The organism is Chelatococcus asaccharovorans, from assembly GCF_003201475.1.
Taxonomy (GTDB): Bacteria; Pseudomonadota; Alphaproteobacteria; order Rhizobiales; family Beijerinckiaceae; genus Chelatococcus; species Chelatococcus asaccharovorans.
Genome location: NZ_QJJK01000012.1, coordinates 162,784 through 185,580 on the forward strand (window position 1 = coordinate 162,784; position 22,797 = coordinate 185,580).

Annotated in this window: 20 protein-coding genes; 11 read left to right on the forward strand and 9 right to left on the reverse strand. The window is 62.1% G+C overall.

Annotated features, from left to right (window positions below):
- Positions 1-53 precede the first annotated feature (53 nt).
- The 4 genes from C7450_RS25855 to C7450_RS25870 all read right to left on the reverse strand — a co-directional run bounded on the left by C7450_RS25855 (position 54) and on the right by C7450_RS25870 (position 3,876).
- Positions 54-1,070 (reverse strand): hydroxyacid dehydrogenase, encoded by a 1,017-nt coding sequence (locus C7450_RS25855; RefSeq protein ID WP_110377356.1) that lies wholly within the window; start codon positions 1,068-1,070, stop codon positions 54-56.
- 85 nt (positions 1,071-1,155) lie between these two features.
- Positions 1,156-1,908 (reverse strand): SDR family NAD(P)-dependent oxidoreductase, encoded by a 753-nt coding sequence (locus C7450_RS25860; protein ID WP_110377357.1) that lies wholly within the window; start codon positions 1,906-1,908, stop codon positions 1,156-1,158.
- Between the two features lie 108 nt (positions 1,909-2,016).
- Positions 2,017-2,745 (reverse strand): SDR family oxidoreductase, encoded by a 729-nt coding sequence (locus C7450_RS25865; protein ID WP_110377358.1) that lies wholly within the window; start codon positions 2,743-2,745, stop codon positions 2,017-2,019.
- Positions 2,746-2,826: 81 nt separating this feature from the next.
- On the reverse strand, positions 2,827-3,876 hold the full coding sequence (locus C7450_RS25870; RefSeq protein ID WP_170147435.1) for a LacI family DNA-binding transcriptional regulator: 1,050 nt from the start codon (positions 3,874-3,876) through the stop codon (positions 2,827-2,829).
- A gap of 252 nt (positions 3,877-4,128) precedes the next feature.
- On the opposite strand from C7450_RS25870, the gene C7450_RS25875 reads away from it, so the two are divergent.
- From C7450_RS25875 to C7450_RS25900, 6 genes are all read left to right on the forward strand, one after another.
- Positions 4,129-5,430: an ABC transporter substrate-binding protein gene (locus C7450_RS25875; RefSeq protein ID WP_110377360.1), complete on the forward strand. Its 1,302-nt coding sequence runs from the start codon at positions 4,129-4,131 to the stop codon at positions 5,428-5,430.
- 161 nt (positions 5,431-5,591) lie between these two features.
- A complete protein-coding gene (locus tag C7450_RS25880; protein ID WP_110377361.1) occupies positions 5,592-6,554 on the forward strand; it encodes a carbohydrate ABC transporter permease in 963 nt (320 codons plus the stop codon).
- An 18-nt stretch (positions 6,555-6,572) separates the two neighbouring features.
- Entirely contained in the window at positions 6,573-7,445 is an 873-nt protein-coding gene (locus C7450_RS25885) for a carbohydrate ABC transporter permease (protein ID WP_110377362.1), read from the forward strand.
- Between the two features lie 115 nt (positions 7,446-7,560).
- Positions 7,561-8,379 carry a sugar phosphate isomerase/epimerase family protein gene (locus C7450_RS25890; protein WP_170147436.1) on the forward strand — a complete coding sequence of 273 codons (819 nt, stop codon included), beginning with the start codon at positions 7,561-7,563 and terminating at the stop codon, positions 8,377-8,379.
- Positions 8,380-8,545: 166 nt separating this feature from the next.
- Positions 8,546-9,337 (forward strand): acetoacetate decarboxylase family protein, encoded by a 792-nt coding sequence (locus C7450_RS25895; protein ID WP_170147437.1) that lies wholly within the window; start codon positions 8,546-8,548, stop codon positions 9,335-9,337.
- Between the two features lie 187 nt (positions 9,338-9,524).
- A complete protein-coding gene (locus C7450_RS25900) occupies positions 9,525-10,538 on the forward strand; it encodes an ABC transporter substrate-binding protein (RefSeq protein ID WP_110377365.1) in 1,014 nt (337 codons plus the stop codon).
- 53 nt (positions 10,539-10,591) lie between these two features.
- Here the strand turns inward: C7450_RS25900 and C7450_RS25905 are convergent, their stop codons facing one another.
- Positions 10,592-11,461: an amidohydrolase family protein gene (locus C7450_RS25905; RefSeq protein WP_110377366.1), complete on the reverse strand. Its 870-nt coding sequence runs from the start codon at positions 11,459-11,461 to the stop codon at positions 10,592-10,594.
- A 65-nt stretch (positions 11,462-11,526) separates the two neighbouring features.
- Between C7450_RS25905 and C7450_RS25910 the strand changes: the two genes are divergently transcribed.
- Entirely contained in the window at positions 11,527-12,984 is a 1,458-nt protein-coding gene (locus C7450_RS25910) for a class I adenylate-forming enzyme family protein (RefSeq protein WP_110377367.1), read from the forward strand.
- A gap of 707 nt (positions 12,985-13,691) precedes the next feature.
- Here the strand turns inward: C7450_RS25910 and C7450_RS25915 are convergent.
- Positions 13,692-15,032: an MFS transporter gene (locus C7450_RS25915; protein WP_110377368.1), complete on the reverse strand. Its 1,341-nt coding sequence runs from the start codon at positions 15,030-15,032 to the stop codon at positions 13,692-13,694.
- 136 nt (positions 15,033-15,168) lie between these two features.
- Positions 15,169-16,446, reverse strand: coding sequence for an L-fuconate dehydratase (locus C7450_RS25920; RefSeq protein WP_110377369.1), 1,278 nt, complete (start codon positions 16,444-16,446; stop codon positions 15,169-15,171).
- A gap of 340 nt (positions 16,447-16,786) precedes the next feature.
- On the opposite strand from C7450_RS25920, the gene C7450_RS25925 reads away from it, so the two are divergent.
- Positions 16,787-17,566 carry an IclR family transcriptional regulator gene (locus tag C7450_RS25925; protein ID WP_245450119.1) on the forward strand — a complete coding sequence of 260 codons (780 nt, stop codon included), beginning with the start codon at positions 16,787-16,789 and terminating at the stop codon, positions 17,564-17,566.
- Positions 17,567-17,638: 72 nt separating this feature from the next.
- Here C7450_RS25925 and C7450_RS25930 read toward each other — a convergent pair whose 3' ends face one another.
- Positions 17,639-18,043 (reverse strand): RidA family protein, encoded by a 405-nt coding sequence (locus tag C7450_RS25930; protein ID WP_110377370.1) that lies wholly within the window; start codon positions 18,041-18,043, stop codon positions 17,639-17,641.
- Positions 18,044-18,154: 111 nt separating this feature from the next.
- Positions 18,155-18,985: an IclR family transcriptional regulator gene (locus C7450_RS25935; RefSeq protein ID WP_110377371.1), complete on the reverse strand. Its 831-nt coding sequence runs from the start codon at positions 18,983-18,985 to the stop codon at positions 18,155-18,157.
- Between the two features lie 418 nt (positions 18,986-19,403).
- Between C7450_RS25935 and C7450_RS25940 the strand changes: the two genes are divergently transcribed.
- Genes C7450_RS25940 through C7450_RS25950 form a run of 3 tightly spaced genes read left to right on the forward strand, consistent with a single transcriptional unit; the run spans position 19,404 to position 22,770 of the window.
- A complete protein-coding gene (locus tag C7450_RS25940) occupies positions 19,404-21,290 on the forward strand; it encodes an ABC transporter permease (RefSeq protein WP_110377372.1) in 1,887 nt (628 codons plus the stop codon).
- Positions 21,290-22,063: an ABC transporter ATP-binding protein gene (locus C7450_RS25945; RefSeq protein ID WP_110377373.1), complete on the forward strand. Its 774-nt coding sequence runs from the start codon at positions 21,290-21,292 to the stop codon at positions 22,061-22,063. Before C7450_RS25940 ends, C7450_RS25945 begins: the two co-directional genes overlap by 1 nt.
- A gap of 2 nt (positions 22,064-22,065) precedes the next feature.
- Positions 22,066-22,770: an ABC transporter ATP-binding protein gene (locus C7450_RS25950; RefSeq protein WP_110377374.1), complete on the forward strand. Its 705-nt coding sequence runs from the start codon at positions 22,066-22,068 to the stop codon at positions 22,768-22,770.
- Positions 22,771-22,797 lie beyond the last annotated feature (27 nt).

Sequence of the window (22,797 nt, forward strand, 5' to 3'; positions counted from 1 at the left end):
GCCGCGGCCGGCGTGGGATGCATCTGCGGGCCGTGGCTTATCCCGACAGGGCTTCAGGCCATGTTCGGCAGCATGGACTTGGTGACCTCATGGCGCAGAGGCGCGCCGGCGAGAAACCGCAGCGCCTCGTCAACCGCGGTCGCGCCCTGGCGCAGATAGGTCTCGTGGGTGTGCCCCGCGGCATGGGGGGCGAGGATCGCATTGGGAAGCGCGCGCAAGGGGCTGTCGTCGGCGAGGGGCTCCTTCTCATAGACGTCGAGCACGGCGGTGAAGCGTCCCTTCCGCAATTCGGCAATCAGCGCCTCCTCGTCGATCAGGGCGCCACGCGCCGTGTTGATGAAAAGCGCGCCGTCCTTGACCCGGGCAAGCTGGGCCGCGCCGATCATGTGACGCGTCTCGGGCAGAGACGGCACGTGCAGCGAAATGATATCGCTTTCGGCGAGGAGTTGATCGAGGCTGACCAGTTCAACGCCGAGCTCCGTGACGCGGGCGTCGTCGAGGAACGGATCGTGCATGAGGACCCGTGCACTAAAAGCCTTGAACTGCCGCACCATCATGCGGCCGATATAGCCTGCTCCCGCAAGCCCAACGGTCTGTTCGCCGAGGAGGCGGCCGAGCAGGCGCGAACGCAGCGCAAGCCATGGCTCCCTGGCGCGCATGCCTTCGGCGAGCTCGACAGGGTGACGCAGGGCATTGAACACCTGCGCCATCACGAATTCGGCGACGGCCTCGCCGATATGGACCGCTGAATGCGTGACGCGCAGCCTGTCGCTCTCGATCGCTGGGAAAGGAACGAGCTGACGAATGCTGCCGGCGGCATGTGCGACGAGTTGCAAGTCATCGCGCTGCGCCAGAACCGCCTCATCCAGCCGCGGCGTTCCCCAGCCCGTTATCGCCACCGTCGCGCCCTCCAGAAGCCCGGGCAAGGCGGCGGCCGACAGTTCACCGTCTGCCGGCGCCACGACGCGGGCCCGCGCTGACAGTTGCGCTTCCGCGCCGGGCGGAATGAGCTGCTTACGCATCTGCGGCGTGAGCAGGATGGCGACAGTCGGCTTCGCTGGTTCGGACATGGATCCATTTCCTCCTGGCACGCGAGCGTCGACCGCGCCGGCTCGCGTTGTTCGTTCTGCATAGCGAAAGGCGTGTCGTGATCGGCTAGAAGCCGACACCGCCATTGATCTGCGTGATCTCGCCGGTGATGTAGGAGGCCCGGTCGGATGCCAGGAACAAAACGGCGTCGGCCACATCCTGCGGCACGCCCTCGCGCCGCAATGGCGTGCGTTCGACGGATGCGGCACGTCCCTGGGGTGTGTTGAAAGTGTCATGGAACCGTGTGCCGATGAGGCCCGGCGCCACGCCATTCACGCGGATGCCGATCGGCCCCACCTCCTTCGCCAGCGCCCGCACGAAAGTCGCCACCGCCGCCTTGCTGGATGCATAGTGGGCGGCTCCCGGGCCACCGCCATCAAAAGCCGCCAGCGACGACATCATGACGATGGCGCCGCGGCCGCGTGGCTCCATCGACTTCAGCACGGCTTGCACGACAAGAAAGGTGCTGAAGACATTGACGGAATAGGCTTCCTGCCAGAGTTCCAGACTCGAGTCCACACAGCGCGCCCGGCGCAGAAGCCCGCCGGCATTGGCAAACAGGACATCGACCGGCCCGAGCTCGCGTTCCGTCCTGGCGACGATCGCGGCGACTTCGTCCGGCTTGCTCATATCAGCTTTGAAGCCGCGCGCGACCTGTCCGTTCGCAGCGCATTCCGCCTCCAGCGCGCGGGCCTCCGCCTCGCTGGTGATATAGGTGAACGCGACCTGGGCGCCCGCCTGCGCGAAGGCCCGCGTCGTGGCGCCACCGATCCCGGAGGCTCCACCCGAAATCAGGACGACCTTCCCAGAAAAATCCATCAGTTTCTTCCCTAGTTCGCGTTCGCGTCTTGCCGATAGGAGCGAAGACTGCGTTTTACGGTCGATGAATTGGGCTTCGCACCCATGAGGACGCCTTTGCGGCGGCGCTCACCGTTGGCTCGGTCCGATATGCAATTCGGCCACATGCGCCCTGGGCGGCAGCCGCAAGACGAACAGGCACGCCGCGGCAACGTCTTCCGGCCGCAGGGCCGATGCGCGTGCCTCCGGCGTCACGGGCGTCGGCCGGCGATCGAGAAGCGGCGTGTCGGTCATGCCCGGGAGGATCGCCGTGGCGCGAATGCCATTCTGCCATTCCTCCTCCATAAGCGCGTGGGTCAAGGACAGCACGCCCGCCTTGGTGGCCTGGTAGGCCGCGCCGGATTTGTCCGGCTTCCGTGCGGCTGTCGATGCAATATGAATGATCAATCCGTTCTCGCGCGCGCGCATGAGGGGCAGAAAGATCTTGGACAAATTGAACGCGGCCGTCAGGTTGCTGTCGATCATCTGTTGCCAGCTCTCCGTCGTCAGTTGATCGAAGGCGCGCTCGGGAATGTTCGTGCCCACGGAATTGACCAGAGTGTCGACCTGGCTCAGATCCGTCCCGGCGGTGGCCTCCGCCAAGGCCGTGGCATCCGATGCATCGGCGACGAGCGTGCGGATGCTACACCCGGGCGCGGCCTCGCGGGCCAAGGTCGCAGTAATATCGAGCCCGGCCTTGTTGCGTCCGAGCAGGATAAGAGCGGCGCCCGCGCGTGCTGCGGCGATGGCGATCGCGCGCCCCATACCGCTGCTTGCGCCGGCGATGAAGACCTCGCGCCCTTCCAAATCGTGACCCATCTTCCGTCCTCCCTGATCCTTGCCACCGTGTCTTGCCGCCGTGTCTTGCCGCCTTGTCTTGCCGCGTGATGTCCGGCGGGCCTACGTCCGGATTGGTGCGGTCGACCCCCTGACGATCAGCTGCGGGGGCACGTGGATGAAAGCCTCGTCGACGGGGATCTCGTCGCCCTCGACGCGGCGGATCAACAGCCCGACGATCTGTTCCGCCATGGCCAGCACCGGCTGACGGATGGTGGTCAGCGGCGGGTAAACGATTTCCGCCATGGCGATGTCATCGAAGCCGACGATCGAAACATCATCCGGCACGCGGTAGCCGAGATCACGCGCACCGGCATAGGCGCCGAGCGCGTACATATCGTTGCCGCAAATCACCGCCGTTGGCGGGTTATCGCGGCTCAAGAGCTCGCGAATGCCGATCCGGCCGAGTTCCGAGCCCTCCATATCGCCGAAGCCGATGACCCCGCCGCCCTGCCAGCGCAGATCCTCCGGCAGCTCCAGCCTGGCACGCGCGAGCGCCGCACGGACGCCGCTGACACGGTCGATACGGCTGTTCGTCTTGATCGGGCCCGTCACCACCCCAATACGCTTGTGGCCGAGACCGATCAGATGCTGGGCGACGAGCATGCCGCTGAGGTGCTGGTCGACGCTGACACTGCAGGCGACACCGTTCTGCTCGACCTCGGCGACGCGCTGGTCAAAAGCCGCGATCTTCAACCCGCGCCGGATGAGGTCGCGCAGGTGATCGAAATTGAGCGGCGACGAACCGAGGATCACCCCCGTGACGCCCGAGCCAAGCAATGTCTCGGCATAGCGCGCCTCGACATCGCGATCGCGTTCCGCGTTGCAGATCAGCAGCCGGTATTGGTGGTTGCGGGCCGCACGCTCGACATGATGGGCGACCGCGCCCCAGAACGGATTGGCGGCCGATGGAATGATCAGGCCGAGCGTCGTGTTCTGGCCCGATTTCAGCTGCCGTGCGGCACTGTTGGGCGTGTATTTCAGGCTCTCGATGGCGTCCAGGACGCGCTGCCGCGTTTCGGGGCGCATCTTGTTGCCACGACCATTGATCACGTTGGACACGGTGCTGGCCGAAACGCCGGCGACCTTCGCCACATCGTGAATTCCAGTCATGTCCCACCGTGTCCGGATCATGCAACAGTTTACTGCAACGATTTACCGATAGGATTGAATGAGCCATTTGTCAAACCCAGAGCCCAGGCGTCGAAGAAATTACGAAAGCCTGAAATCGTCACTATTCGACGGGTTGACGGCCCTTTCGTTTTGGTGTTTCGTTGCACTAATGACGATCGATAACGATGATCGACCGAACGACGATCCACGAAAAGACGACCGCTTAGAGGTCCACATACCCGGAGGAAAACCATGTCGGTGCATTTGAACCGGCGCGCCCTGTTGCGCCATGGCGCGACCATGATGGGTGGCGCCGCTCTATCCAGCTTACCGCTCGCCTCCAGTTTCGCTCAGGACAAGGTTCGCGTCCGCTTCGCCGGCTATGTGGAATCGCAGGAGCAGCTCACGCAGACGCTCGCTGTTCTCAAGCTTTACACGCAGAAACATCCGAATGTCGAAATCATTCCCGAGTTCACCAATTTCGGGGCGTTCACGGACAAGATCGCGACCGAGACCGCGGGTGGAAATGCGCCCGATATGTTCAGCGTCAACGTCGACCTGCTCGCGGAATACGCGCGAAGGGGCGTGACTACACCGCTCGACAGCTATATTCCGAACCCGATAAACCTTTCCGACTATCTGCAGAGCGCAGTGAATGCGGCGAAGTTCGATGGCAAGCAGTTTGCGATCCCGAACGATGCGATTGGCCCTGCCATCATCACCAACGCAAGTGCGTTCGAGAAGGCAGGCATCACGCTTCCGCCCGAGATGTGGACCTGGGAAGAGCTGGCCGAGACGGCGAGCGCCTTCAACAAAGCCTTGGGGCCGCGTTTCTGGGGCGTCGAAGATGCCGGCGGAAACTATATCCCCTGCGACATTTTCTTGCGGTCACGCGGAAAATCCATGTTCACCCAGGATCATCGCCTCGGCTTTGCGCCGGAGGATATGGAGGCCTGGTACGCCTATTGGCAAAAGCTCCGCGAGACGCGCGGCACCCCGCCCGGCGACGTGCAGGCGCTGGCGGGCAACGACGATCCGAGCACTTCGGGCATTGTTGCCGGCCGCGCCGCGATGAATATCACGCTGACGGACAGCTTTGCCGGCTTCCAGGCGCTGACGCAGGACAACCTCATCTTGCATATGATGCCGAACGGGTTCCGCGGCGGAGAGATGAAACAGCGGCATTATTGCTATGCCGGCAATTCAACCACGGTCTCGGCGAAATCACCCAACCAGAAGCATGTCATCGACATCATCCGCTTCATGCATTTCGACCCCGAGGGTGCGAAGACCTACTATGTCGGCAGCGGCATGATCCCATGCTCGAAGGCAGGGCGCGACGCTTTCGCAGCGACCGGCTCGGAGGCCGATCGCAAGATCATCGCCTATCTCGACGTCCTGCAGAAGGAGCCGGCACCGCCGCGCTATCCCGGCGTCCCTGGCATGACGGGAATGCTGACCCGCGCCAACGAAGGCGTTGCCTTCGGCAAGCTCACGCCAAAGCAGGCGGCGGAGCAATTCATCAGAGAGGTCAGCGCACGGCTGAAGAAATAGCGGGGAACCGTTCCAGAAACCGATCGTCGAAACGCTCGACCACCCTGTCTGCACGGCTCCAAACGGCAAACCGCAGTAGACATGTCCGGATGTGCGCCTGGCACGGATGCCGCGGTGGCTTATCAAAGCCACCGCCCCAATTCTCGTAGGGATGAGCAACCATGAGCATGATCGCGCAGGAGAAGCTACCGGTTTCCGCGACGCGACGGCCCGCCCACCGTCAACGCGCGGCAGTCGGCATCAACGCGAACAACAATGCGGCCGCCTTCCTGTTTCTATCGCCGTGGATTCTCGGCATGGTATGCCTGACGCTTGGACCCATCCTGGCCTCGTTCTACCTGTCCCTGACAAGCTATGACATGTTCACGGCACCCCAGTGGATCGGCCTGGACAATTACGTGAAGATGGCTTTCGAGGATAGCCGTTACTATCAATCCCTCAAGGTCACCTTCACCTATGTCTTTCTTTCGGTGCCGCTCAAGCTCGCTTTTGCATTGGGCATCGCGATGCTGCTGAACCGCGGCTTGCGCGGGCTCGGTTTCTATCGCTCCGTGTTCTACCTGCCCTCCCTGCTTGGCGGCAGCGTCGCCGTCGCCATCATGTGGCGGCAGGTCTTTTCCTATGACGGGATCATCAACCAGATCCTGCTGAAATTCGGCATCGACGGCCCAAGCTGGATTACCAGCACCGACTACGCCCTCTACACATTGGTCGCTCTCGCTGTCTGGCAGTTCGGATCGCCCATGGTGATCTTTCTCGCGGGCCTCAAGCAAATTCCACAAGACATCTATGATGCCGCAGAGGTCGATGGTGCCGGCTCGGTTCGCAAATTCGTGAGCATTACGCTTCCGCTGCTCACACCGATTATCTTCTTCAACTTCGTGATGCAGATCATCGGCGCATTTCAGGCCTTTACGCCGGCCTATATTATCAGCGGCGGCAAGGGCGGCCCCGCAGACGCGACGCTGTTCTATACCCTCTATCTCTACGAGCAGGCCTTCACCAATTTTCAGATGGGCTATGCCTCCGCAATGGCCTGGGTTCTGGTCGGCATCATCGGACTGGCCACCGCCATATCCTTTCTCTCAGCGCGTTACTGGGTGCATTACGGCGACGAACGCTGAGCCCGATGGAGTGACAGGATGACCAACGCCGCCACGACCTCACACCACGCCAGGAGCATCGCGATAAGCTGGCAGAGCCTGGCAATCCATGCCTGCCTCATCATCGGTGCGCTGGTGATGATCTATCCCTTGCTCTGGCTGGCGAGCAGCTCCGTGAAGCCGCCCAATCTCATCTTTTCCGATCTCAGCCTGTGGCCGGCACGTTTGAGGCTACAGAACTATGTGGATGGTTGGCGTGGTGCGGCCCTGCCCTTCAGCACGTTCTTCCTCAATTCCTTCATCATTTCCGGCTTTGCCGTGATCGGCAATGTGTTGGCCTGCAGCATGGTTGCCTACGCTTTCGCGCGTCTCAATTTCGCGCTCAAGAAGACCTTGTTCGCCTTGATGATGCTGACCATCATGATACCGCTGCACGCGACGCTCATTCCGCAATACGCATTGTTCTACAACCTCGGATGGGTCAATACATTTCTGCCGCTTATCGTACCGAAGTTTCTCGCGGTCGATGCCTTCTTCATCTTTCTGATGGTTCAGTTTATTCGCGGCATCCCGCGCGAGCTCGACGAAGCAGCGACGGTCGACGGTGCGGGTCCCATACGCATCTACTGGTCCATCATCCTGCCGTTACTTACGCCCGCTTTGGTCACGACGGCAGTTTTTTCTTTCATCTGGACCTACGAGGATTTCCTTTCGCCGCTGGTCTATTTGACGTCGATGGATAAGTACACGGTCCCGCAGGGCTTGAGCCTCCTGATGTCGTCGAAGGGCGCTTCCTCCTGGGGACCACTGCTTGCCATGTCTCTCTTGTCGCTGGTGCCACTCTTTCTGGTGTTCTTCATCTTCCAGCGGCGCCTGATCGAGGGTATCGCGGCCACAGGCCTCAAGGGTTAGAGCATTTCCGGCGAACTCCGGTTCACCGGAGATGCTCTACGTCTTTTTATCTACGCATTTTCTTCACGCGAACCGGCGTCCACTTCGCTCGAAAATGCTCTGGAGGAGATCGTTCATGTCCGCGTTTCCCATCATTGTCTTCACCAAGCCCTGGGTTTCAGAGACTTTGCCCGAGCTTGCCGACAAGATCGCCGCCGCCGGCCTTGATGGCGTGGAATTGGCGGTACGTCCGGGCTATCAGGTGACGCCGGAGACGGCCGCAGGCGGATTGCAGGAGGCGGCGCGCATATTTGCAGCGCGCGGATTGAAGATCGCCAGTATTGCCGGCAGCGCGGATGAAGCCATGATTGCCGCCTGCGGCGACGCGGGAATACCCTTGATCCGCGTGATGGCGCCGATCGACATGTCAATCGGATACCACCGCTCGATCGAGAACCATCAGCGTCGGTTCGATGCCGTACTGCCGGCGCTCCAGCGACACAAGGTCACGATCGGCGTGCAGAACCACTATGGCTTTTTTGTCGGGAGCAGCGCTGGCCTTCTCCATCTCCTTGGGAAATACGAGCCGCGCCATATCTGCGCGGTTCTTGACATGGCCCATTGTGCGCTCGACGGTGAGCCCGTGCCCATGGCCGTCGATATCATCAAGGACCATCTCCATGGTTTGGTGAATTTCAAGAGCGCCTACAGGGCTCGTGTCAACGGACCTGAAGATGAGGCTATATTCAAGGTCAAATGGACGACGCATCGCCACGGCGCCTATTCATGGGGTGAATTCGCGGATTGTCTGCGAGCGATCGGGTTCCACGGCACCTTGTGCCTTCCTGCAGAGTATTCCGATCCCGCCAGCGGAACCCAGCGCATGGGCGATGCGGTTCTCCCCTACCTGAAGAAAGACCTCGCCCATCTCAGCGCGTTGACGTCCGGCTGGTGACGGCCGCTCTCGGGCCAATCGCCTCCACCACCGTGGCAGCGGTCCCGCTTTACGATACCGCCCGTCTCATGTCATATTGATAGGACAAGTTACGCCGTTCGGCCGATCTGTCCCGGGGAATGACATGCTGACGAGAACGCTGGGCCGACCATGGCAGGGCCAATCGATGCCGAGAACGGCCTCAGGACGGTCGTCACTCGTGGAGCCATTGCCGCATCACATCAGCTGCGACGCGATCCACGTTTCGTTTCGGGCAGATCCGGCTGCGATCGCCGCTTTCCTCCCGCCGGGGCTGGAACCGCTGGAAACCGGCGACGGCTGGGCGATGATCGCGGAAATGGCCAAGGTCAGTGCGTCGGCGCCTGACCAGGCCTGGGAGAACCCCGCGCGGTCCACTTACAACGAAGGTGTCGTGGGATTTTATTGCAAGTTCGGCGACAAGGTCGGCCGCTATAGCGCGCTCGTCTGGGTGGATCGCGACTGGTCGATGGGCATGGGGCCGATCTTCGGCTGGTCGAAACGGCTGGCGCAGGTCGACCGCTCCCGCCTCCACGCGCACAACCCGGGCATGGTGAAAGCAGGCCCCGGTGCCGCCGCCGGTGGCACCGTGAGCCGGTACGGAGAAACGGTGCTGCGCCTGTCTGTCCAGGTTCCCGATGATGCCCAGCCCATGACCGCCTTGCCCGGGCATGCAGCGTCCACGTTCCTTTATCGCTACATTGCCAGCCCGAGCCCGGATGTCCCGGACATCGAGCAGCTCTTCGAGCTTGGCCTTGCGAATACATCGATGTCAACCGTCTGGCCCGGCATGGGAACTGTCAGTTTCGGAACAGCGGAGGACGAGGAGTTGTCCGTGCTGGGGGACGTCACCGTGACGGGGGGATACCTCTATCAGCGTGGCTGGACGACATCCGCCTCGGCCAGGTTACTCCATGACTATGGACAAGACGGGCGCTAGAAAAGCCCGGAGCCTCGCCTGTTACTGATGCACCTTCCAAGGAAACGCGTCGCGAACGAAGACCTGCTTCGTCACTATTCCTCAAGACCTTTCACGTCGTTTGCCAGGGATCGACGTCTGATAGCAGAAAGCATGGCAGATCTTCGTATCGAAATTAGGTTCGTACAACAACAAGAAGGGGATATATATGTCAAAGCTTGATCGGCGCACGTTCGTGAAAGCCACCATGGCCTGCGCGGCAGCAGGCCTCTTGCCCATGAGCGCTGAAGCCCAGTCACTGCAGAAGATCCGATATCTCACGCCATTCGGCTTCATCTTCGGCTTCTCGGAAGCGCTGTATGGCCGCACGGGGGGCTTCTTTGCAAAGGAAGGTCTGGATGTCGAGATTGAGGGTGGTCGCGGCTCGGCGATGGCCGTCCAGCAGGTCACGGCAGGTAATACGCTGATCTCGCGCACCGGCGGAACGGATCTCATCAAGGCTTACGCAAAAGATCCCTCCATCATTGCGGTGGGTGAGTGCTACCAGAAGGATATCTTTCACGTCATCAGCCTCGCGGACAAGCCGATCAAGCGTCCGGAGGACATGGCGGGCAAGACGATCGGCATCGTCTCGACCGGCGGCGCCACCGAAAATCTGCTCGATATGATGCTGGTGAGCAAGGGCGTTCCGGTCGCGGACGTGCGCCGCGAAGTCGTCGGCAATGCGCCGCCGGCCTTCGAGTTCATCAAGCTCGGACGCATCGACGCCTTCATTGCAACGAACGACACGCTGTTCTCGCTGCAATCCGACAAGCAGCCCGTCGCCTCATTTTCCGTAGACGAATTCGCGCCGTCTCCCGGGCAAGTCTACATGGTCTCCAAGCGAGCGCTTGACGCGCAGGCGGAGACGATCGCGAAATTCATGCGCGGTTGCTATGCGGCCATCGGCGACATGATCGCCAAGAGGGCCGACCTCGCCCCTGTCATCGCCTCGATGACGAGCGAATTCGATATCGTCGAAGCCAAGCGTCCCGACAAAGGCGTGACGGTGCTCGCCAATGCGGTTACCCAGACATTCGAGCCCGTCTATCGCGATAAGTTCGCCTCGAAGGAGGGACCGTGGGTTTCGGCGGTGGATCTCATGGTCAAGGCCAAGATCGTTCCGCCGCTCGATCCCAAGAGCCTTTATAACGACTCTGCACGAAAGCTGGCTTTCGGCTGAGAAACCTCTCCACGTCGGCCGCCATGGGTTCATGGCGGCCGACGTCCCGAAATTTATCTCTTGGTCAATCGATAGATGCGTTCGACATTGCCGCGCAGAAACTTCTCTCTGACGACGGACTTCAAGTCGAGCGCGGCGATCTCGCGCAGTGTTCTGGCAAAATCGAGGACAGGGAAGTCCGTGCCGAAGATGACCTTGTCCTGGCCGTAGCTGTTGAGATAGTTGACGAACGCCTGTGGCCAGTATTTCGGACTATGGGCGTCCGCGCCAATGAATACATTCGGATGTTTCCAGGCCATGGCGATCATCTCCTCCACCCAGGGAATACCGACATGGATGCCGATGAGGCGCAATTCGGGGAAATCGCAGGCAACGGCGTCGAGCGTGATCGGCCGGCCGACGCTGCGGGTGCGATGCTCGGGGGCGTAGATCATGGACTGCCCAACCTGGAGCTGGTAGGGCACGTCGAGTTCGACGCATTTGGCATAGAAGGGATAGTATTTGGCATGATCCGGCGCGAGATCGAACCAATGCGGATAGCAATGCGCGCCGATGAACCCATCATCGCGGACGGCGCGCTCGAGTTGTCGCACTCCCTCCATCCCCTCATAGGGATCGACGCCGGCGAGTCCATAAAAGCGATCCGGATAGCGCTCGACGGCTCTGGCGACAACCGCATAGGGCAGATGATAGCAGCCCGGCAGACCGACCCGGCCCGATTTCGGTGCAATGAGAAAGGCCTTCTCGATACCGGCGGCATCCATGCGGTCGATCGTCGCTTCGAGCGAGATTCCTTCCATCAGGCCCTGGTCGGCCTTCATCTTGCCGACAAAGAAGCCCGGGCCCCAATTGGGCCGGTGGGCAAGCGCCTCCGGCGTCCAGATATTCACAACGGCGTCGATCGCCTTGATGCTGCCTGACATTCCCGCGCCAATCCTTCCATGTTGGGATTGAGCCCCTTATACCCAGTCCTGAGGGTCCAGTTGCAATGAATCTTGCCTCCCTGCTGCAGTCTCATGCAAGAGGTCGACGCAGCCACCCGGCCATCGAACAAGATGGGATCGCAATATCCTACCATGAGGCGGCCGCGATCACCGGCCGCTATGCAGCCGTGCTTGCCCGTGAAGACATTCGATCAGGCGATCGGGTCGGTCTCTGCCTGCAGGATAGCGCAGACCACCTCCTGCTCCATTATGCGGTGGCCTGGCTTGGTGCGACCATCGTTCCGATCGACTATCGCTGGAAGGAGGCCGAGAAAGTCGCGGTCGCACAGGCCTTTGCCTGCAAGCTGGTCGTCGTCGAGCCGGCGGATGCAGCCATCTCCGCTCTTCCGGCGCTTGCGTTCTCGCCCCATTGGCGCGCGCAAACGGGCGACCTCCCAGAGCTTGTGGATGACGGCGGTCCGATCGTGCTGTCCCTGTCCTCGGGCACGACGGGCCGGCCGACCGGAGCACTGGTCTCCCACGCTCAACTGTATGAGCGCTTCATCAGCCAGTGGGTCGGCATGGGCTTCAACGCCAGCGACCGCTATCTCTTGGCCACACCACTCTATTTCGGCGGCGGCCGTTCCTTCGCCATGAGTACGCTCGCGGCCGGCGGCACGGTCGTTGTCTCCAGCACGCCGCTCAAGGCGGCCGATATCATAGCGACTGTTGCCGACGCCCGGATCACGTCGCTCTTCCTGGTGCCGACACAGATCGGGCGGATGCTGGAGAGCTGGGACGGGCCGGGGCTCGCGCTCCCCCATATCCGCTGCCTCGTCACAAGCGGCGCGGCCATGCGGCCGGGTGAACGCAAGCGCGTGATCGACCACCTGACGCCGATGCTGACCGACTACTATGCGACAAGCGAAGGCGGCGGTATCGCCGTGCTGCTGCCGCACGAGCAGCTGGACTTCGCGGACACGGTCGGGCGGCCCGCATTCCGGGTGGAGATCGAGGTGGTGGATCCCGATGGTGTCGCCCTATCCGAGGGTGACATCGGCATCCTGCGCTATCGCGGTCCCGGTGTGTCGACGCATCTTGTCGACGGCGAGGGGAAGGTCGTCTCCACCGCTCAGGGCGGATGGTTTGCGCCCGGCGATCTCGCTCAGCTTACCGCCACGGGACACGTACGCCTGGTCGGACGGATCAAGGACGTCATCATTCGCGGGGGCGTGAACATCTATCCGGCAGAGATCGAAGCCACGCTCGCGACCCATCCCGATATCATCGAAGCCAGCGTATTCGGCATGCCCGACAAGGACCTGGGCGAGGTCATCGCCACAGCTGTGGTTCTGCGCCAGGGTTCAGCGATCGAAGAGGATGATATCCGTGCTTATGTCAGGGACAGGCTCGCCATCTATAAGACGCCCCAACACGTCATTTTTACGGAAGAGCTCCCGCGTAATCCCAGCGGAAAGGTCGTGCGTGCAGAGCTCGCCTCCCTCCTCGATCGTCGGCGCTGACCCGCTTATTCGGCCAGACGTCGTGACAGCGATCAGCCTGCTGTAAGGCTGTCACCTTCTACGAGGTAAGGCAATATTTTCACGCGATCACCGGACCTGGCTCTCCGCCATTGTCTCTATGAGATTTTAACATTTCGGGCCCTTCCGTCTGATCGAATTCATACAATCAGCCGTCTATATTGCAGAATGCGGCGGCAATGAACGTTCCGGCATTGCTGAGCGACGCAACGCCAGCCAAGGTAAGGAGCAATCCATGCAAGGGCGCGAGCTACATGATTTCCTCCATGGAACGAGTCTAGCCGAACGCAGACATGTACAACGTGAGATGGAAGCAGCCATTTCCCACCCATCGTCGGAAAACAACAATGATCTCGGCATATTCCTGAGGTTGGGTGTGGTCGTCGCAACGGCTTTCGTCGCCATGAGTTGCGCACTCTGGCTGACACAATAGGAGCAGATCCAGCGCGGGGGGCGGCCCGATGCTAGTTTTCAATTGCGTTCTGATCCGTCTTTATCGTTACCAGCACGCCATCGTCAGCGGCCGAGCGCAGCGGGCCTTCACGAACATCGGCGTATCGCGGCAGCGAAATCGAAGTGGCGATGATTTTAAAAACTGATGCGAAAATTCAACGACTTAGATGGCGATGACGATTCCATCTAAGCCGGATTTGCTCTTGCCTTGCGATACCTCGAGCTTGCGATGGCCGTCACCTGCGCGCGGTGTCAGGAAGGATCGGCAGAGGCTCCGCCCGGCCGACGATGAAGGCGTAGGAGAACGCGCCGAGAACCGCGAAGCCTGAAGCGACGGCGAAGGACGGCGTATAGTCGCCATGGAACTTGTCGAGCAGGAAGCCGAACATGAAGGGGCTGACGATGCCGGCGATGTTCGACGCGAAGTTCTGGATACCGCCGATCGACGCGACATGGTGCGAACTCGGCGCCACATCCGCCGGCAGGGACCAGATGCCGGTCGCGGCAACGGCGAGGCTGCTGTAGGAGATCGCCAGGAAGAAGAGCGCCATATAAACCGAGGACGCGAAGGCGGCCGGGAGGATCGCCGCCCCGCCGAGGAGCCCGCCCACCATCACGACCTTGCGCACGACGGTGACATTGGCGCCACCGCGGATCAGGCGGTCGGCATAGGCACCGGCGGCCCAGGCCGCGACGACGGCGGCGAGGCCCGGCAGCATGCCCAAGGTCCCGAGCTGTGTCAGGTTCAACCCGCGGGCATTCTTGAGATAATCCGGGAACCACGTCAGGAAGAAATAGATGACGAAGTTCAGGCAGAAGAAGCCGAGCATCATCCCCCAGACCGTGCGGTAGCGGAACAGCTGCGACCAGCGGATCTTGGCGGCCTCGCTGTTGTCGCTGGCTTCGCTGCGGCTGCCGTTTTCGGCGATATACTGGCGTTCCAGGTCGTTGGCCGCGGAATGCTCGCCGGGATCGCGATAATACCAGTACCAGATCCCCGCCCAGACGATGCCGACGGCACCCAGCACGACGAAGGAATAGTGCCAGGTCGTCAGGGCAATCAGGCTCGTCACGATCGGGAGCGACAGGACCGTGCCGACGCGGGAGCCGGAATCGATCACCGCGGTCGAGAAGGCGCGCTCGCCCACGGGAAACCAGCGCGACGCCGCTTTGGTGGCACTCGGATAGGCGGGCGCTTCACCGGCGCCGAGCATGAAGCGGAAGGCGAAGAAGCCCCAGAAACTGCGGGCGAGCGGCGTCAGCGCCGTGAAGATCGACCACCAGATCGCCGCGATGGTGAAAGCCCGGCGTGAGCCGACCTTGTCCGTAAACCATCCGGCAAACAGCATCATGCCGTCATAGGCCCAGAAGAACGCCCCGAGAATGAGGCCTTTTTCCGTGTTCGAGAGGTTGAGCTGCAGTTCTGCATCGATATAGGGCAGCGCCACGCTCATATTGGCCCTATCGAGATAATTGACGACGAGCCCGAAGAAACACAGCGTCAATATCACGTAGCGAACACGCGTGGCCCCGGCTGGCGCCCTGGCGCTGCCCCTGGCGGATGCGACATGTGTCATGGAAGCTCCCTTGAGTATTTTCGATGTCCCCCATCATCTGGGCGAGACCGGCTATTACCGATCGCGCGCGGTGCCTTGGAGCGAGGGAATTGATGCTGTTTCGGGCCCTGCCGACGCGGGACCGCTACGGGAGGTATCAGCCCCCGAAACGATAGTCCTTCAGGCTCTCCGGCTTCATTTCGATGGAGAAACCGGGCGCGGTGGGCGGCCTATAGGCAGCGTCGCGAATGATGCAGGGTTCCTTGAAGTGCTCGTGCAGATGGTCAACATATTCGATGACCCGCCCCTCGCGCGTGCCTGATACGCAGACGAAATCGATCATCGACAGGTGCTGGACATATTCGCACAAGCCGACGCCACCGGCGTGCGGACATACCGGCAGGCCGTATTTGGCGGCCATCAGCAGAATGGCCAGGATCTCATTCACGCCGCCAAGACGGCAGGCATCGATCTGCACCACATCGATGGCGCCGCGCATGATGAACTGCTTGAACATGATCCGGTTCTGGCACATCTCACCGGTCGCGACCTTGACCGGCGCGACCCCTTCACGGATCTTGCGGTGGCCTTCGATATCGTCGGGGCTCGTCGGCTCCTCGATGAACCAGGGCTTGGCGAAGGCCAATTCACGCACGTGTTCGATCGCCTCGCCGACCTCCCAGACCTGGTTGGCGTCGATCATCAGCTGACGATCCGGTCCGATGACGTCCCGGGCGATACGCAGGCGACGCTTGTCGTCGTCAAGGTCTCGCCCAACCTTCAGCTTCACATGGTTGAAGCCTTGGTCGATGGCCTCCTGACAGAGCCGCCGGAGCTTCTCATCGTCATAGCCGAGCCAACCGGCCGAGGTTGTATAGCAGGGGTAGCCCTCGCGCTCGAGGACCGCGATCCGCTCCGCCTTGCCGGCCTCCTTATCGCGCAGCATGGCCAAGGCTTCATCAGGCGTGATGCAGTCGGTGAGGTAGCGGAAGTCGATGGCGCGGACAAAGTCTTCCGGCGACATATCGCTCACGAGGCGCCAGACCGGCTTGCCGGCCATCTTGGCGATCAGGTCCCAAACGGCATTGACCACGGCCCCGGTCGCCAAATGGATCGCGCCCTTGTCCGGGCCGATCCAGCGCAATTGACTGTCCGACGTGATGTGACGCCAGAAGGCGCCGAGGTCGGCCCGAATGTCCTCGGCGGACAGCCCGACGACGAGATGGCGCATCGCTTCGATGGCGGCGCAGCAGATCTCGTTGCCGCGGCCGATCGTGAAGGTCAGTCCATGCCCTTCGAGGTCCGGTCGGTCGGTTTTCAGGATGACATAGGCGGCCGAATAGTCCGGATCCGGGTTCATCGCATCCGACCCGTCGAGATGCCGGGAGGTCGGAAAGCGAAGGTCGATCACCTCGATGTCGACGATCTTGGTCATGTCGAGTTCTCCGATGCGGCGACAGGCGCATAGGTCACGCGCAGATGCACAGCCCCCGACCGTCTGCGGCGCCGTGGCCGGACAGGCAGGTCAATTGCGTCCATGGGAGCTTCCAGCTCGCATCGCCGCCCGTGCGTGTTGCACACCGCGCAGCTTGGCCAGATGGTCGCGCCCGATTCCCCGACCGGTTTGATGATGAAGGTGCGTTTCCGAATTCTGGCGCATGACGCTGCCTCCCTCGTGAACGCGCTTTCTCATCGTTGACGGATCAAATATGAACATTGTATTCACCTGTCAACAAGAGACCACGCCGCACGGCGTGAATGGGGGAAATGCTGCATTGGCGAAATCTGCCGTCAATTCGTCCAGACTGTCGAGCCGGGAGGAGCTCTACCGCGCGCCCGCGCTCGACAAGGGCCTGGATATTCTGGAATTGCTCGCCTCCCGTTCCGGCGCGCTCACCCGCGCTGAAATCGTCAAGGAACTGGGCCGTGGTGCAAGCGAGATCTATCGCATGCTCGAGCGGCTCGTCGCGCGGGGGTATGTCTACCGGTCTGCGGAAGGGGATCGCTTCGCCCTGAGCATGAAACTCTTCGTGCTCGGCCAGCGCCATCCGCCGTTGCGCCGCCTTACGGCCCGCGCTGCGCCCATGATGGATGCATTCGCCTTGGAGGCGGGACAATCATGCCATCTCGTCGTGCGCGAGCGCGATGCCGCGGTCGTCGTGGCGAATGCGGCCGCCTCCGCCGACTGGGTCTTCACCGTCCGGGTCGGCACGCCGATTGATCTGCTGTCGACGAGTTCGGGACAGCTCCTCCTCGCCTTCCTGGCGGAGGAATGCCAATCCGAACTGATGGCCCACTGGAAGGGGACAGAGAAGGAAAGGGTATTCGCTCGCCTCGCGCCGCAACTCGCCCGCTATCGCGACGCTGGCTACCGCATCGACGAGAGCCAGCAGATTTTTGGCGTGAGCGATATCAGCGTGCCAATTCTGTCGGCGGAAGGCCACACGCTGGCCGTGCTCACCTGTCCCTACATCAGGCGGATGGCGGCGGAGGCCATCGACATGGAGCGCGCCCTTGCGCTCCTGCAGCGAGTGGCGCGCGAACTGACCGTATAGTGGGTCGGCCCGAATGCTGATGTTTCCCGGCCCGGACGCAATCCGGGATGCGCCCGCACCTTCGCCCGCGTTTCAGGAGGCCCGTGAGGCGTCGCCCTGGCCGGTGGCGCAGAGCATGATCATCTCGACCTTGAGATCGGGACTGGCCAGCGTCGCCTCGAAACAGGCACGCGCCGGCGGGGTGACATCGGACACCCACGCATCCCATACGGCGTTCACCGCATCCTTGTCGTCCATGGTGGCGACGATGATCGCGACGAACAAAAGCCTGTCCTTGCCGCTGCCGATCTCGGCGAGCCGGCCGTCGGCCTTCGCCAGGAGCTGGCGTGCCTGTTCCGCAGCGGGCAAAGCGCCGTCATAGGGCGCCTGCGGCGTCACCGCAAAATAGCCGACGCCGTTATGCGTGACGGCAAGGCTGGCGCGCGCGCCAACGCCGAAATGTTGGACCAGGCTGGATATGTCACGCGCTGCCGTCATGGCTTTCCTCTCCCAGCGGGCCGACACCGATGCTCCGCCTGTGCGCCCCCTCGTAACCCAGGGATGCGGCGCGCTCAAGCCAAGGCTTGCAGGAACGGCCTGCCAAACCCGTCAGCGCGCCCCGTTGCCGTAACCGAGCTTGCCTGACAATTCGCGCGCGCCTTCGACGACGATCTCAGCCAGCCGCTGTTGCTGCTCCTCATCAAAGCGGTATTTCGGGATCGCGATATTGAGAACGGTCGCGACCTTGCCGTGAAAGTCATAGGCCGCAGCTGCGACGCCACAGGATTCGAGCTCGTTCTCTTCGATATTAAGCGCATAGCCGGCACGCCGGATGCGGCCGATTTCAGTCGCCAGCGCGACAGGATCGACGATGGTGAAAGCGGTGTAGCGCTCGAGCGGCGCAGCCAGAACCGCGCGCACCTCATTGTCGGGCAGAAAGGCCAGAAACACCTTGCCCACGGCGGTGGAATGGGCCGATACCGCCTTGCCACGCCACGTGTAGTGAACGACGGTGCGCGTTCCGAGCACCTGTTCCACCATGACGGCTTCCCGCCCGTTCCAAAGCGCAAGGCTGACCGTCTCGCCTGTTGTGCTGGCGATACGTTCAAGCACAGGCCGGCCGATAGCGATGACGTCCATCGCCCCAAGCATCGGCCCGGCCAGCGCCACGACGCCGAGCCCCAGGCTGATCCGTCCATGGGACGCGTCCCGTTGGATGAAATGGTGATTTTCGAGAGTGCGGAGCAGGCGGGACACCGTGCTCTTATGCAGCCCGATCCGGCGGGCAAGCTCGTTGACTCCGAGCGGCTCGGCACTTGTCGCGAGCGTCTTCAGGAGCGAAAGCGCATGATCGACTGCGGCGATGCTCTGGAAGCCGCCCTGCGCGCTCTCGGTCTTCCGATTCAGGCTGCCCTCCATCGATGCCTCGCTTTTTTGCATGGCGGCGCTCAAAGTTACGTTGACATTCTTTTTAGCTGTAGTTTAGATTTATTGAAGACGCAACACTGTTGCGGCTGACGCAACACTTCAAGATACAACAGCGGTATCCTGTGATCTGCTGATAAAGTCGCGTTAGACGGGGATCATATTCTCTTTTGTAAAGCCGGCCCGGGAGGGTCGCCGCGCTGTCTTACTGAGACGTGATCACCCGCCGTGGTGGTTTTGAGGCGTATAGTTGGCCCGAATTTTCAATGCCATCGTCATTTCGATAGTCGAGCGTCCTTTGGCGGTGGCCATATCTTACTTGATGTAAAGCCGAACATTCACGCATCAACGTGACCAGTCTTGATGTATTGGACCCGCTCTATGGGTCCGGCCGTGCGAGCATCAGCCCAGTCGACGAGAGAGATGACGTTCGATGGACCTATTACTGCAGGTAATCGCCAATGGATTGACAGTCGGCGGCACCTATGCGCTAGGCGCCATCGGTGTTTCCCTCGTCTTCGGCGTACTGAATATTATCAATTTCGGCCAGGGCGCGTCATATACGGTTGCGGCCTATATCGCGATGGTACTCATGGTGAGCGCAGGCGCGCCCGTCGTGGTCGCGTTTGCTGGCGGCATTGTCGCGGCTTTTGTCGTCGGCTGGATTGTCGAGCGCATCGCCGTCCGGCCGCTCAGGGACCAGCCGCTGCTGATGTCCCTGATCACGACGATGGGCCTGGGGCTCATTATTGAAAACCTCGCTCATTTCATCTTTGGCCCGCAAACGCAGCCCCTGTCGCCAACCCTCACGGCCGACGTCTTCCAGCTCGGCATGATCACGGTGAGCACCTGGGAGCTCGTGACCCTCGCGGTCGTCGTCGCGGCCATCGCCTGCCTCCATTATGTTCTGCATCATACGGATTTCGGCACGGCGGTCCGTGCCGTCGCCGAGGACAGGCGCGCCGCCCAACTTCTCGGCATCGACGTCGATCGGCTCATCGTGGTCTCCTTCTGCATCGCATCGGCGATGGGGGGCGCCGCCGGCGTGCTCGGCGCGGCTCTCTATAATTCGATTTATCCCACAATGGGTTCGCTCAGCATGACGAAGGCCTTCGCAGCCTCGGTGCTGGGCGGAATGGAGCAGATCGCCGGCGCCATCGTCGGCGGCCTCCTGCTCGGCATCGCTGAATCCGTGACGAGCGTCTACCTGTCGTCGGCCTGGCGCGACGCCATCGCCTTCGGGCTTCTCGTCGCGGTTCTCGTCGTCAAGCCGACGGGACTGCTCGGCCGGCGTGGGCTCGACAAGGTGGAGCGGACGAACCTCAGCATCTTTCCGCTCCCCCCCGTGCCCAAGCTCGATCTGCGGCAGCCGCTGCTGGCGCTGCCCATTGCGATCGCGATCGCCCTGCCGCTCGTTGTCACCGATACCTACTACCTGCGCATCCTCACCATCATGGCGATGTCGGGCACGATCGCACTCAGCCTCAACCTCATTGCCGGCTTCGCAGGGCTCGTATCATTGGGACACGCCGCCTTCTACGGCTTCGGCGCCTATGCCACGGCCATTCTGAGCACGCGCTACGGCGTACCGACATGGATCAGCATGGGTATCGCCATCGCGGCGACCGGCGTTTTCGGGGCCTTGTTCGCCTGGCCGATGATGCGCCTGCGCGGCCACTATGTCGCCATGGGCACCTTCGGATTATCCGGCGTCGTCTGGATGGTCATGCTCAACTGGGTTGACCTGACACGCGGTCCCATGGGTATTCGCGCCATCCCAGCGCCCAGTTTCTTCGGAAGCGAGCTGCGTGGCGTCGGCTTCTACTATCTGATACTGGCGATCCTGGTCATTTCGACCTTTGTCGTGCTGGCGCTGCTCAATTCACCTTTCGGCCGCGCCTTGCGCGCCATGCGCGACGACGAACTCGGAATGGCGAGCGTCGGTGTCGACCCCCGTGTCATCAAGGCGAAGGTCTTCGTCGTTTCCGCCGCGATCGCCGGGGCCGCCGGCGCGTTCTGGGCGCATTACATCAGCTTCATCAGCCCGGACAGCTTCACCCCCGTCGCCTCCATCTCCTATCTGGCCATGGTCGTCCTCGGCGGTCTCGGCAGCGTACCCGGTGCCATTTTCGGCGGCGCGGTCCTGGCGGCCCTCCCCGAACTCCTGCGTTTTGCATCCGAATACAGGCTCGCGATCTACGGGCTCATCATGGTCCTCATCATTCTGTTCCGCACCCAGGGTCTATTGGGTCGGCGCCATGACATACCCTCCCGCAAGGCGCCTGTAGCGCGCCGCGCCGTTGTGAAGGAGGTCGGCTGATGCGGAACGCCCTTCTCGAAGTCACTGATCTCAGCCGCCGCTTCGGAGGTCTGACGGCAGTCGACGGGCTCAATTTCCACGTCAATGACGGCGAGATCGTCAGTATTATCGGCCCCAATGGCGCCGGCAAGACAACGGCGTTCAATCTGATCACCTGCATTTATCCCCCCTCCGCCGGCGCCATCTCTTTCGACGGCCTGAACCTGGTCGGGCTTCCCCTGCACCGGATCGCCGCAGCCGGGATCGGCCGGACCTTCCAGAACCTGCGCGTCTTCGCCAATCTCACGGCGCGCGAGAACATTCTGGTCGGGCTGACCCGACACGCGCGGGCCTCCTTTCTGGAGACCCTGTTCCATGGCGGCCGCTTTCGCGCCGAGGAGGAAGCGCTGGCGGCCGAGGCCGACCGTCTCGTCGCCCTGCTCGACCTGACCCCGGTGGCAGACCAGTTGGTGCGCAACCTCCCCTATGGCGATCAGCGGCGGGTCGAAATCGCCCGTGCCCTGGCGACCAAGCCCAAGATCCTGCTGCTGGACGAGCCCGCGGCGGGCATGACCCCGCCGGAGATCGAGGAACTGAACGGGATGATCCGGCGGCTCAGGGACGAACTGGGGAAAACCGTGCTCATGGTCGAGCATCACATGAGCCTGGTGATGGAAATTTCCGATCGCATCATCGTCATGGACCAGGGACGCAAGATCGCGGAAGGCACCCCCGACGAAGTCCGCAGCAACCCCCTCGTCATCAGCGCCTATCTCGGATCGGGGGTGGTCTAGCCATGTTGCTTGAAACCCGCGATCTTCATGTCTCCTATGGGCCGATCGTCGCCGTCCGCGGTGTCTCGCTGGCCATTCCCCAGGGCCAGATCGTCTCGATCGTCGGCGCCAATGGTGCCGGCAAGAGCACGATCGTACGCGCCATCTCGGGTGAGCTGGCACCGGCGCGCGGCGAGATCGTCTATCGGGGAAGCACCCTCACCGGCTTGCCGGCCTTCCAGGTCGCCCGCCGCGGTATCGTGCAATGCCCGGAGGGGCGGCGCGTCTTTGCAGGCCTGACCGTCATGGAGAACCTGCGGCTCGGCGCCTATGGCCGGGGTCAGCTCGCCCAGGCCGCCGAGACCCTGGAACGGATCTTCACGATCTTCCCGCGGCTCAAGGAACGTCGCACGCAGCTCGCCGGCACCTTGTCCGGCGGCGAGCAGCAGATGCTCGCCATCGGCCGGGCGATGATGGCCGCACCCGAGATCCTGCTTCTGGATGAACCCTCCCTGGGGCTGGCCCCCATTCTGGTTCAGACGATGTTCGAGGCCATTCGCGCCATCAATGCGGGCGGCACCTCGGTCCTCCTCATCGAGCAAAATGCCTTCATGGCCCTGAATATCGCCCATTACGCCTATGTGCTCCGGACTGGAACGGTCGTGGCCGAAGGCAAGGGCATGGACCTCCTGAAGGACGAAGACACCATCCGTGCGTACCTCGGCTGATATCGCGGCCCGGGCGTCCGCACAAAA

Coding starts and splice junctions, on each gene's coding strand:
- C7450_RS25895 (WP_170147437.1), top strand. CDS start 8,546: ATGCCGAGAACGGCCTCAGGACGGTCGTCACTCGTGGAGCCATTGCCG.
- C7450_RS25905 (WP_110377366.1), bottom strand. CDS start 11,461: ATGTCAGGCAGCATCAAGGCGATCGACGCCGTTGTGAATATCTGGACG.
- C7450_RS25910 (WP_110377367.1), top strand. CDS start 11,527: ATGAATCTTGCCTCCCTGCTGCAGTCTCATGCAAGAGGTCGACGCAGC.
- C7450_RS25885 (WP_110377362.1), top strand. CDS start 6,573: ATGACCAACGCCGCCACGACCTCACACCACGCCAGGAGCATCGCGATA.
- C7450_RS25915 (WP_110377368.1), bottom strand. CDS start 15,032: ATGACACATGTCGCATCCGCCAGGGGCAGCGCCAGGGCGCCAGCCGGG.
- C7450_RS25890 (WP_170147436.1), top strand. CDS start 7,561: ATGTCCGCGTTTCCCATCATTGTCTTCACCAAGCCCTGGGTTTCAGAG.
- C7450_RS25935 (WP_110377371.1), bottom strand. CDS start 18,985: ATGCAAAAAAGCGAGGCATCGATGGAGGGCAGCCTGAATCGGAAGACC.
- C7450_RS25900 (WP_110377365.1), top strand. CDS start 9,525: ATGTCAAAGCTTGATCGGCGCACGTTCGTGAAAGCCACCATGGCCTGC.
- C7450_RS25855 (WP_110377356.1), bottom strand. CDS start 1,070: ATGTCCGAACCAGCGAAGCCGACTGTCGCCATCCTGCTCACGCCGCAG.
- C7450_RS25920 (WP_110377369.1), bottom strand. CDS start 16,446: ATGACCAAGATCGTCGACATCGAGGTGATCGACCTTCGCTTTCCGACC.
- C7450_RS25875 (WP_110377360.1), top strand. CDS start 4,129: ATGTCGGTGCATTTGAACCGGCGCGCCCTGTTGCGCCATGGCGCGACC.
- C7450_RS25940 (WP_110377372.1), top strand. CDS start 19,404: ATGGACCTATTACTGCAGGTAATCGCCAATGGATTGACAGTCGGCGGC.
- C7450_RS25870 (WP_170147435.1), bottom strand. CDS start 3,876: ATGACTGGAATTCACGATGTGGCGAAGGTCGCCGGCGTTTCGGCCAGC.
- C7450_RS25950 (WP_110377374.1), top strand. CDS start 22,066: ATGTTGCTTGAAACCCGCGATCTTCATGTCTCCTATGGGCCGATCGTC.
- C7450_RS25865 (WP_110377358.1), bottom strand. CDS start 2,745: ATGGGTCACGATTTGGAAGGGCGCGAGGTCTTCATCGCCGGCGCAAGC.
- C7450_RS25945 (WP_110377373.1), top strand. CDS start 21,290: ATGCGGAACGCCCTTCTCGAAGTCACTGATCTCAGCCGCCGCTTCGGA.
- C7450_RS25880 (WP_110377361.1), top strand. CDS start 5,592: ATGAGCATGATCGCGCAGGAGAAGCTACCGGTTTCCGCGACGCGACGG.
- C7450_RS25930 (WP_110377370.1), bottom strand. CDS start 18,043: ATGACGGCAGCGCGTGACATATCCAGCCTGGTCCAACATTTCGGCGTT.
- C7450_RS25860 (WP_110377357.1), bottom strand. CDS start 1,908: ATGGATTTTTCTGGGAAGGTCGTCCTGATTTCGGGTGGAGCCTCCGGG.